Source organism: Streptomyces sp. NPDC002623, from assembly GCF_053592635.1.
Map to the genome: position 1 here is coordinate 29014 of NZ_JBSFWB010000030.1, position 11336 is coordinate 40349.

Below are 11336 nucleotides of genomic sequence, written 5' to 3' on the forward strand. Positions count from 1 at the left end.
CGCACGCCGCGAGAATCACCACATGAACTGCCCGCCGTCCACGATCAATTTCTGACCGGTGACGTATGAAGACTTCTCTCCGATCAGGAATTCCAACGCGTCGGCCATCATGTCGACATCCCCGATGCGTCGCTGCGGGATCTCGTCGAGCAACTTGTCCCGGTAGTGCGGTTCGTCCGTCCGGAATCGCGTACGCATCTCCTCGGTGTCAATCATTCCGGGAATGAGCGAGTTGACGCGGATGGTCGGAGCGAGCTCCATCGCAAGGCATTTCGTGAAGTGCAGGAGCCCTGCCTTGCTGGCGCAGTAGTTCAGCCCGTCGAGCCGCGGGCGGATCCCCGTGGTGGCCGCGACGTTCACCACCGATCCACCGCCGGCCTCGAGCATCTTCGGCGCGAGCGCCCGCGTGAGATAGAACGGAGCGGACAGGTTGGCCGCGATCACCTGGTCCCAGTCCTCGAACGACATGTCGAGGAAGGGACGGTCGATGTTGCGCCCGGCGTTGTTGACCAGCACCCTCGGCGCCCCGTACGCCGCGAGCAGCTCGTCCGCCACGGTGACCACCGCGCCGGGGTCCGCCAGGTCGGCCTGCAGGGCCCGGAAGGAGTCGCCGAACTCGCGCTCGGCCGCGGCGGCGGACTCCTTGTCGCCCCGGTAGAGCGCCACGACCCGGTATCCCAAAGACACCAGGCGCCCACTCAGTCCGAGCCCGATGCCTTTGGTACCGCCGGTCACCACCGCGAATTCCTTTTGCACCCTCATGCCTCCTGTACGCATCGACAAACTCGCCGGAAAGAGAAACTGTGCGATCAGGTTCGCGGCGTCAGCCTGCAGCGGACCTGGCCGGTGGGTCGCAGGGTGATTCCGGTGTTCAGCGGAATGTCGGTGTCGACAGCGGTGAACGAGTAGTTCTGGAGCAGCACGCTCAGCGTGAGGGTGGCGTTCATCATCGCCAGGTGCTGGCCGATGCACGCCCTCGGCCCACCGCCGAACGGGAACCACGCGTAGCGCGGGCGCGCGGCCTCGCGCTCCGGCAGGAACCTGTCCGGGTCGAACGCGTCGGGGTCCGCCCAGATGTCGGGGCGGCGCTGGACGACGCCGGAACTGATCACCACATCGGCGCCGGCCGGAATGGTGTACGAGCCGACCTGCACGTCCTCGGTGGCGATGCGGCCCTGCGCCGGCGCGGCCGGGTAGAGGCGGAGCGACTCCTTGAGCACCTGCGTCAGGTAGGGCAGCTTCTCCAGGTCCTCGGCGACGGGCTCACGACCGCTCAGGACGCTGTCGACCTCATGGTGGGCGCGGGCCTGCACCTCGGGGTGACAGGCGAGGAGATGCAGGGTGAGGCCCAGGGTGGTGGCGGTGGACTCGTGCCCGGTGACGAGGAAGACGAGGACCTGGTTCCGGGTCTCCTGCGCACTGATCGGGTTGCCGTCGTCGTCGTGCGCCCGCGCCAGAAGGCTGAGCATGTCGTTGCGGCCGGTCGGGGCGGTCGACTCCTCGGCCCGGCGGGTCGAGATGATCTCGTCGCACACCTCGTACAGCTCACGGTGTGCCTTGGCGGCGCGCAGATTGCCCGGCGTCGGCACCTTCCGGGGCAGGTTCACCGGGGCGAAGGCCCGCTTGACCGCATAGGCGTTGATCAGCGGGAAGTTGCGCTGAACCGTGGGAACCATCGCGTCCACGTCGTTCTTCCGGCCGAAGAGGATGCGGGAGATCGTCCGCAGCGTGTGCCCCGTCATCTCCTCCGCCACGTCGACGGTCGCGTCCGGTGCGGTCCGCCACCGCTCGACGAGGCTGCCGGTCTCCTGGGTGATCTCCGAGCCGTAGTTGCTCACCTGACGAGGCGTGAACAACGACTGGAGCATGCGGCGCTGGCGCAGGTACTCGTCCCCCATGCTGGTGAGCAGCCCGTTGCCGAACGACTGCCGCAGCTCCCCGAGGAACCGGTTCTCCTTGGTGAACGTCTGTGCCGAGGACGCCAACACCTGCTGGGCGCCGTCCGCCGAGAACACACCGTAGAACTCCGCCCGCATTCCCGGCGGGCCCACCGTGAACCGGACCACGTCACCGTGGTCGTGCAGCGCCCTGCGGTAGGTGCCCAGCGTGTCCCGCTGGAGGTCCATCAGCGACCCGAACAGCGGGTGCCCCGCCATGGTGGGAGGCGCCGAAACCGTCGAAGTGCTCGCGGTCATGATGCTGTCTCTCCTTCTGCTGCTTCCGTGTCGGGCCGCGGCCTGCGGGCCCGACGCGTCGGGTGATGCGGGTGATTGGTCATCGAGGCGTCCTAGGTGAGTCCGGCGTCGCCTCCGTGGCGGCGCGCAGGTGGGCCACGTCCGACTGCGGGGACGCCACGATCTCCGCCAGCAACCGCTCGTAGGCGCGGGCCATGCGCTCGGCGGTCCGGCGGGAGTAGAGGTCGGCGCTGAACTCCAGGTAGCCCCGCAGCCCTGATGCCGTTTCCTCCGCGACGAGGTTGAGGTCGTACTTCGCGGTCGTCGTCGCGGGACGGATCGGCAGCACCTGAAGGTCCGTTCCGTCCCCGTCGGCCCCGGTGGGGGCGGCGGCGGGGAGCAGGTTGAACATCACCTGGAACAGCGGGGAGGCGCCCGGCTCGGGAGTGGGCGCCAGGGCCCGGACGAGGTCGAGGAACGGCAGGTCCTTGTGTTCGTGCGCCTCGGTGGTGACGCGCCTGGTCTGCGCCAGGACGTCGGGGAAGGAGCGGTCCGCGGGCACGTCGAGGCGGAGCGCCACCAGATTGACGAAGTAGCCGACCACGCCCTCCAGTTCGCTCCGCGGCCGGTTCGACACCGCGGTGCCGACGGTCAGTTCGCTGCCGTCCATGTGACCGCCCAGCAGAACGGCGAAGGCCGACAGCAGGGTCATGTAGAGCGTGACCCCCTGCTCCTGGCTCGACCGGCGCAGACGCTCCAGCAGTTCGGCGGAGATGTGGAGATCCACCGACGAGCCCTGGTACGTCTTGACCGGGCATCTCTCGTAGTCGGTACGCAGCGGCGGACGGGTCGGCAGCCCGGCCAGCTGCCGCCGCCAGTAGCTCTCCTGGCGGGAGAGCTCCACGGCGTCGGTCGTGTGCGCCTGCCAGCGGGCGAACCCGGCGTACGACAGCGGCAGTTCGGGCAGCTTCGGCGTCTTCCCCAGGCTGAGCGCGCGGTACAGCGCGAGCAGCTCCGCCAGCACGATGTTCACGGACCAGCCGTCGAAGACGCCCCAGGGCCGGGTCAGCACCCCGATGTGCTGATCGTCGGACACGGTGAGCAGGTGGGCGCGGAACGGGTACCGGTCCTCCGGCGCGAAGGGGCGCAGCCGTTCGGCGCGCAGCCAGTCCGTGACCGCCTCCTCGTCGACGGCCGCCGACCGCAGCGCGAAGTCGTCGGCGGGATGGACGCTCTGGGTCACGGTGCCGTCGTGCCGGGCATAGCCGGTGCGCAGGACCGCATGCCGTTCCACCAGCGCCCCCACGGCGCGCGCGTAGGCCTCGCGATCCAGGAAGCCGTTGATCCGGAACGCCAGTTGGACGTTGTCGTGCGCCGTTCCCAGGTGTGCGGGCCGGTCGAGGAACCACAGGTCGCGCTGTTGGAGCGTGATCGGTGCCGGACCCCGCTCCCCGGCGTCGTCCGCCTCCCCGGCCTCGTCGGCCTCGTCGGCCCCTGCCCGGTCGGCCGGTGCCGACGGTCCGCTCTCCTGCTCCGCCGGCTGCTCCAGGACGGCGGACATCTCTTCGACGGTCGCCCCGCTGAAGATCAGCTGGAGCGGCAGCTCGGTGCCGGTCTCCTTCTTGATCCGCAGCGTGAGCCGGGTCGCGAGCAAGGAGTGTCCACCGAGATCGAAGAAGTTGTCCTGGAGTCCCACCTGGGTGAGACCGAGGACGTCGGCGACGATCCGGCACAGCGCGCGCTGTGCCTCGGTCCGCGGGGCGACGTACCGCTCCTTGGTCACGTCGACCTCGTCCGGGGCCGGCAGGGCCCGCTTGTCGACCTTGCCGTTCGGCGTGACCGGCAGTTCGTCGAGGACCACGAACACGCCGGGCACCATGTAGTGCGGCAGCAGCGCCGAGAGGTGCTCCTTCAGGGCGCGGGACAGCGACGGCCCCCTGCCGCCCAGTTGCGGATGGTTGGTCGCGGCGGTCGCCCGATAGGGCTCACGCGCCCGTACACGGGGCAGTTCACCCCGGCCGAACACCAGGTCGAGGCCGTCGAGCCGGCCTTGCGACCAGGTGGCCGCCGGCTGGAAGCCGAGCTCCTCGGCGTGCCGGAGCACGGCTTCGAGCTCCCGGACCTCGTCCGCGGTCCGCGACCGGGGCGCGCGCGGCTCAGCCGCCGGGGAGTGCGGCCTGCGCCCGAACTCCGCGCCGAGGCGCACGGCGTCGGTGACGCGGGGGTTCGTCAAGCCGCTCACCCCGAACCGGTCGGGGACCTCGCCGTCCAGCAGGGCGCGCAGCTCCGCCGGGGAGGCGGCCTCCAGCCACGGCAGGGCGGCGGCCGGCGCGACGTCCTTGCGCAGGATCACGTCGTAGCGGTAGGCGAGTGCCTCACTGTCTCCCTCGCCCCGCCCGACGATGAGGTCGACCGCCCCCAGCTCGGGGAGACGCTCCGGCAGCCGCGCGAAGTACGTCGGACTGACGAGCAGTTCCCGCTCCTGGCGCCGGCTGCGCCACACCTGGGTGGCCGGCGGGTCGACGGTGCGGCCGGGCTCCGTACGCTCCCGGTCGGCCGCGCAGAGCTGGGCGGTGAACAGATCCAGGTTCCGGACGCCGCAGACGAGGACGCTGCCGCCGTCCTCCAGGAGCGCGACCAGGAGCTGGAGCACCTCTTCCAGGTACTCCTCGTTCGGAGCGTGCCGCACCACCGAGTTGAGCACGATCGTGTCGAACTTCTCGCCGGACAGCTCCGCCACGGACAGTGCGTCCCCCTGGGTCAGGGTGACGTGCGACCATCCGCGGTGTGCCACGCCGCGGCGCGCCACATCGAGAGCGGTGGCCGACGGGTCGAGCGCGTGCACCGAAGCGCAGTTCTCGGCGTAGCGCAGGAGCAGCTCTCCGCCGCCGCAGCCGATCTCCAGCACCCGCTTCGGGCGTATGCGCTCCAGCTGCCGGGCCGCGGCCTCGACGGGTTCCTGGCCGGCGGAGCCGGTGCCGGACGCATACCGGTCGTCGGAGTGCCGCCGCCACTGTTCGAGGTGGGCGGCGTTCTCCTCCTGGACAGCGGTGTGCAGCCACTGAGGCGTCGGGCTCACATAGGCGGCGAGCGTGCGGGCGGCGCCGCTCCCCTGCGGGACGACCACCGCACGATGCACCGAGGGATGCTTGAGCAGCACGTTCGCGACTTCGCCGGGTTCTACGCGGAAGCCGCGCACCTTGATCTGGTCGTCGACCCGGCCGAGGTAGTCCAGGGTGCCCTGCGCACGCCATCGCACCAGGTCACCGGTGCGGTACATGCGTGCTCCGGGTTCGAACGGATTGGCCACGAACCGCTCGACGGTCAGCTCCGGCCGGTTCAGATAGCCACGGGCCATGCCGTCGCCGGAGGCGTACAGCTCGCCCGGCACTCCGAGCGGTACCTGTCGCAGCTCCTGGTCGAGCACGTACACCCGGGTGTTCGACACCGGTGGGCCGATGGGCACGGCTGTCGCTCCGGGCTCGGCCCGGTAGCGGCAGGCGGTGAGGGGACCGCCCTCGGTGGGCCCGTACAGGTTGTGCAGTTCGGTGTCCGGCAGCATGCGTGCGAACCGTTCGGCGAGCTCGACCGGGAGCGCCTCGCCCGCGGTCTCGACGCGGCGCAGGCCGGTGCACAGTCCCGCGGTCGGTTCCGACAGGAACTCGGCGAGCATGGACGGGACGAAGTGGAGGTCGGTGACCCGCTCGTCACGGATCAACCGTGCGAGGTACTCCGGATCCTTCTGTCCGTCAGGACGGGCGATCACCACGGCCGCGCCGACCTGGAGCGGCCAGAACAGCTCGGGCACCGAGACGTCGAACCCCACCGACGTCTTCAGCAGCATCCGGTCCTCGCCGCTCATGCCGTAGTGACTCTGCTTCCACGCGGTCCAGTTCAGGCCCGCGCGATGAGGGATCACCACGCCCTTCGGCCTGCCCGTGGAACCCGAGGTGTAGAGCACGTACGCGGCGTCGTCCCCGGCCGCCTGGGTCCGGGGGTTGTCGTCCCGGCCGCCGGTGGTGTCCGGCAGCTCCTCCAGGACGAGCAGCGGCACGCTGTCGGCCAGCACCTGCTCCACGCGCTCGTCCGGGAGGTCGGTGTCCATGGGGAGGTACGCCGCTCCGGTCTTCACCACGGCGTGCACGGCGACCACCAGGTCGAACGAGCGCGGCATCCGGATCGCGACCCGCTGCCCGGGCCCGGCCCCCCGCTCGATCAGCCAGTGCGCGAGCCGGTTGGCACGGGCGTTCAGTTCCGCGTACGACAGGGTGCGGCCCTCGAAGACCAGCGCGGTGCGGTCCGGAGTACGTGCGACCTGCGCCTCGAACGCGGCAGGCAGCGTCTCGTGCGGGAGGGGGACGGCGGTGTCGTTCCACTCGGCCAGGCGCTGCCGGTCGCCCGCCGGCAGGACATCGACGTCCAGCGCGGCGGTACCGGTCCCGTCGTCCGTGGCGAGGGCGTCGACAAGGCCCGCCAACGCGGTTTCGAGACAGTCGGCCACCGCCTCGCAGGTGACCGTCTCCTCGACCTGGACGTCCAGCGACAGCTCGGTGCCGAAGTCGTCGAGCGACACCGTCACGGGGTAGTTGATGGCGTCCACGGCCGCGAGGAAGCGCACCCCGTGGTCGTCGATGCGCGGCAGCGCCTGGTCGTGGTCCGCCTCGAAGTGGCGGAAGTTGACCACAGCGCTGAACAGCGGGGCGTCGCCCTCCAGGCCGCTGCACCGCTGGACCAGGCTCAGGGGGCTCTGCTCCCGTGCGATCAACTCCCGCAGCCCGGTGTCGACGTCCGCGATCAGCTCGCTCACGGTCCGGCCGGCGAGCCGGGTGCGCAGCGGGAGCGTGTTGATGAAGTTGCCGAGCATGCGCTCCACTCCGGGCACGCCCTGCAGGCGCCCGGACATCACGGCGCCGAACACCACGTCGTCGCGCCCGCTGGTGGCGGCGACGAAGCAGGCCCACGCCGCGTGGAAGAGACAGGCCGGGCTCAGTCGCAGCCGCCGGGCCTGGGCACGCAGGTCGCGGGCGAGGGGCTCGGGCAGCGCTCGGCGCAGCCGGCCGACCCGCCGGCCGTTGCCGTGCACGTCGGTGAGGCCGAACGGGGCCGTGGGTTCCGTGACGTCCTCGAGGGCTGCCCGGAAGTAGGCCGCCGTGTCGTCCGCGGTGTGCCTGGCCAAGGTGTGGGAGACGAAGTCGCGGTAGGGCGCCGGGGTGGACAGCAGGTCGACGCGGCCCGCCATGTGCACGGCCAGCTCCTGCAGGATCAGTCGCAGGGAGGTGGCGTCCTCGATGAGATGGTGGGCGGTCAGGAGCAGGTAGCGGGCCTGCGAGTGCGGCTCCTCGGCGACGACCAGGCGCAGCAGCGGCGCGCTGTCGAGGCGCATCCGTTCCTGGCGCGCGAGCAGTTCTCTCGCCTGCGCCTCGGGGTCTCGGCCGGCGGCGAGCCTGGTCCGCTGCACGGGGAGCCGTGCGGCCCGGTGCACGACCTGGACGGGTTCGGGCAGGCCGGCGGTGAGAACGGCGGTGCGCATCACGTCGTGGCGGTCGACGATGCGCTGCAGCGCGTCGATGAACCGGGCACACGCCTGCTCGTCGTCGGCCCGGTAGAGGGTGGAGACGAGATACGGGTCGTTGTCCGGGTCCATCAGGTGGTGGAAGAAGATGCCCTCCTGCGTGGGCAGCAGGGGGTAGACGTCCTGGATGCCGGCCGCCCCGCCGGGCACGGCGGCCACGACGGTGTCGATCTGCTCCTGTGTCAGGTCGATCAGCGCCAGCAGGTCGGGGGTGAGGCGCTCGCAGCCCTCCGGGATCCGGTTGGCGGGGACGGTGTGCGCGGGCGCGGCCCCGCTCGCGTCGATGCGCGCCGCCAGTTCGGCCAGCGTGGGCGCGGTGAAGACGTCCTGGACGCTGATGTGCAGACCGCTGTCCTTCAGCCGCGCCACCAGCACCGTGATCATCAGGGAATGGCCGCCGAGGGCGAAGAAGTTGTCCTCGACGCTGATCCGCTCGGCGTCGAAGCCGAGGAGTTCGGCGCAGACGTCGGCCAGGTGCCGTTCGGTGTCGGTGCCGGGTGCGACGTAGGCGCGCTGGGCGAAGGCGTCGATGCCGGGGGCGGGCAGGGCACGGCGGTCGAGCTTGCCGTGCGCGGTCACCGGCAGGGCGGCGAGTTCGACGTACGCGCTCGGCACCATGTACTCGGGCAGGGCGCCCTCGAGGTGCCGGATCAGGTCGGCGCGGTGGTCGGCGAGAGCGTGTCCGGGTTCGGGCACCACGTAGGCGACCAGGCGGGGGCTGCCGGGCTGGTCCGCACGGACCAGGACGGCCGAGGAGCGGACGGAGGGGTGCTCCGAGAGCCGGTGCTCGATCTCGCCCGGCTCGATGCGGAAGCCGCGCATCTTGACCTGGTCGTCGGCGCGGCCGAGGAACTCCAGGTCGCCGTCGGGCAGTCGGCGCACCAGGTCGCCGGTGCGGTACATGCGGGCGCCGGGGGAAGCGTCGAACGGGTCGGGCACGAACCGGTCGCGGGTCAGCTCGGGCTGGTGCAGATAGCCGCGGGCCAGCCCCGCGCCGGCGATGTACAGCTCGCCGACACAGCCGACGCCCTGCGGCGCGAGAGCCTCGTCGAGCACATGCAATCGGATGTTCTGGATCGGCCGGCCGATGGGGACGACGCGGGGCGTGCCGTCGGCGGGGACGGTCCAGTGGCTGACGTCGACGGCTGCCTCGGTGGGCCCGTACAGGTTGTGCAGCGGCGCGGTGTGCTGCTCGTAGTGACGTGCGCACAGGTCCGGGGGCAGCGCCTCGCCGCTGCAGAACACCTGCCGCACGGTCGTGCACCGCGCCCAGCCCGGCTCCTCGACGATGCTGCGCAGCATCGACGGCACGAAGTGCAGGGTGGTCACGCCGAACGCACGGACGGCGGAGAGCAGGTAGGCCGGGTCGCGGTGACCGCCGGGCGCGGCGATCGCGAGACGGGCGCCGACGAGCAGCGGCCAGAAGAACTCCCAGACGGACACGTCGAAGCTGTAGGGGGTCTTCTGCAGGACGACGTCGTCACCGGTGAGTCGGTACTCGTTCTGCATCCACTCGATGCGGTTCACCGCGGCCCGGTGCTCGATCATCACGCCCTTGGGGCGGCCCGTGGAGCCGGAGGTGTGGATCACATACGCCAAGTGACCTGCGTGCGCGCCGGGTTCAGCCGTGGGGACGTCCGCGTCCCGGGCCTCGAGGACGTCCCGGCCCTCCAGGTCGCGCAGGGTGCCGTCCGGGTGCAGGACGAGCAGGTGCTCGACGCCGTGCAGTGGTTCGGCGTCCAGGTGCGGCTGGGTGAGGACCACGGCGACCCCGGAGTGGTCCACGAGGTCGGTGCGGCGGGCCGCCGGGTAGGACGGCTCGATCGGCATGTAGGCGCCCCCGGCCTTCAGGGCGCCCAGAATGCCGGCGACCATTTCGGCGGAACGCTCGGCGTGCAGCCCGACCGGCGTGTCCGGCCCGACACCGCGTCGGCGCAGTCCACGGGCGATCCGGTCGGCCCAGGCGTCGAGTTCGGCGTACGTCCATGAGCGGTCGGAGGTGACCAGGGCGGTGCGCTCGGGGTGCCGGGCCACCCGCTCCTCGAACAGTTCGTGCAGGCACCGGTCGTCGCTGAAGGGCCGCTCGGTGTCGTTGAACGCCTCGACCACCTGGCGACGCTCCTCGGCGTCGATCATCGCGAGTCGGGACACGGGCAGCGCCGGATCGTCGGCGACGGCGGCGAGCAGCCGGGTGTAGTGACCGATGAAGCGCCGGATGGTCTCACGGTCGTACAGGTCGGGGTTGTACTCGACGGTGCCGACCAGGCCGTCGGGGGACTCCCGCAGGTCGACCGTCAGGTCGAACTTGGTGAAGCTGAGATCGAAGTCGACCGGGGAGACCTCGAGATCGCCGAGGGTGACGTCCCGTCGGGTCTGTGCCTCCTGAAGGACGAACATCGTCTGGAAGACGGGCGAGCGGGCGAGGCTGCGCTCGGTGTCCAGGGCCTCCACGACGGCCTCGAAGGGGACTTCGCTGTGGTCGTAGGCCTCCAACGCGGTCTTCTTCACCTGGGCCAGCAGATCGCGGAAGTCCGGGTCGTCCGCGAGATCCGCGCGCATCACCAGGGTGTTGGCGAAGAAGCCGATGAGATCCTCGACCTCGCGTCGCCCGCGGTTGGCGACCACCGTGCCGACGGCGATGTCCGTCTGGCGGGTGTAGCGGTTGAGGACGACGGTGTAGGCGGCCAGCAGGGTCATGTAGAGCGTGGCTTCGTGGACCTTGGCGACGTCGCGCAGGGCGCTCAGCAGGTCCGCCGGGCAGGTGAAGTTCTCGCCGGCCCCCGTGTAGGTCTTCAGGCGCGGGCGCTCCCGGTCGACGGGCAGCGTCAGCCGCGGGTCGACCCCGGCCAGCTGATGCTTCCAGTAGTCCGTCTGCCGGTCGTGCAGGTCACCGGCGAGCCGCTCACGCTGCCAGTGCGCGTAGTCCGCGTACTGCACGGGCAGCGGCTCCAGCGGGTCGGGGCGGCCCGCGCCGAACGCCTCGTACAGGGCGACCAGGTCGCGGAAGAAGACGCCGACCGACCAGCCGTCGGACACGCTGTGGTGGGTGGTGACGAGCAGGTGGTGCTCCTGCTCCGACTGCCGCAGCAGCCGGACCCGGACCAGCGGCCCGCGCTCCAGGTCGAACGGGGCGGCGGCCTCGTCGCGGCAGATCGCGGCGAGCCGCGCCGGGTCGGTCAGCTCCTCCTCGGCGACCGTGAAGTCGCTGCCGTCGCCGATGACCTGGCGCGGTACGCCGCCGTGGTCGACGAACCGGGTGCGCAGCACCTCGTGCCGCTGGACGACCGCCGTCAGGGCGCGCAGCAGCGCGGGGCGGTCGAGGCGGCCGCGCAGCCGCATCGCCATCGGGATGTTGTAGGCGGCGTCGGCGCCGTCCAGTTGGGCGAGGAACCACAGCCGCTGCTGGGTGAAGGACAGCGGCACGGGTGTGCCGTCGGTCCGGGACAGCCGGGGGATGGTTTCGAGCGCGGAGAGGTCGACGCCCTGTTTGCGCAGCAGCGCGATCAGGGCGCGCTGCCGCTTCTCCGGCAGGGAGCGGACCTTCCGGATGAGTTCAAGGCCGGTGTCCTGACTGGTGGTGCCCATCGTCG

3 protein-coding genes are annotated in these 11336 nt (G+C 71.1%); all 3 read right to left on the bottom strand.

Features of this window, described 5'->3' with window-relative positions; all coding sequences use genetic code 11:
• Positions 1 to 15 precede the first annotated feature (15 nt).
• Positions 16 to 756 (bottom strand): SDR family NAD(P)-dependent oxidoreductase, encoded by a 741-nt coding sequence (locus ACWD4O_RS37495; protein WP_451287051.1) that lies wholly within the window; start codon positions 754 to 756, stop codon positions 16 to 18.
• A gap of 53 nt (positions 757 to 809) precedes the next feature.
• Positions 810 to 2195 carry a cytochrome P450 gene (locus tag ACWD4O_RS37500; protein WP_451287053.1) on the bottom strand — a complete coding sequence of 462 codons (1386 nt, stop codon included), beginning with the start codon at positions 2193 to 2195 and terminating at the stop codon, positions 810 to 812.
• A gap of 79 nt (positions 2196 to 2274) precedes the next feature.
• Positions 2275 to 11331: an amino acid adenylation domain-containing protein gene (locus ACWD4O_RS37505; protein ID WP_451287055.1), complete on the bottom strand. Its 9057-nt coding sequence runs from the start codon at positions 11329 to 11331 to the stop codon at positions 2275 to 2277.
• Positions 11332 to 11336 lie beyond the last annotated feature (5 nt).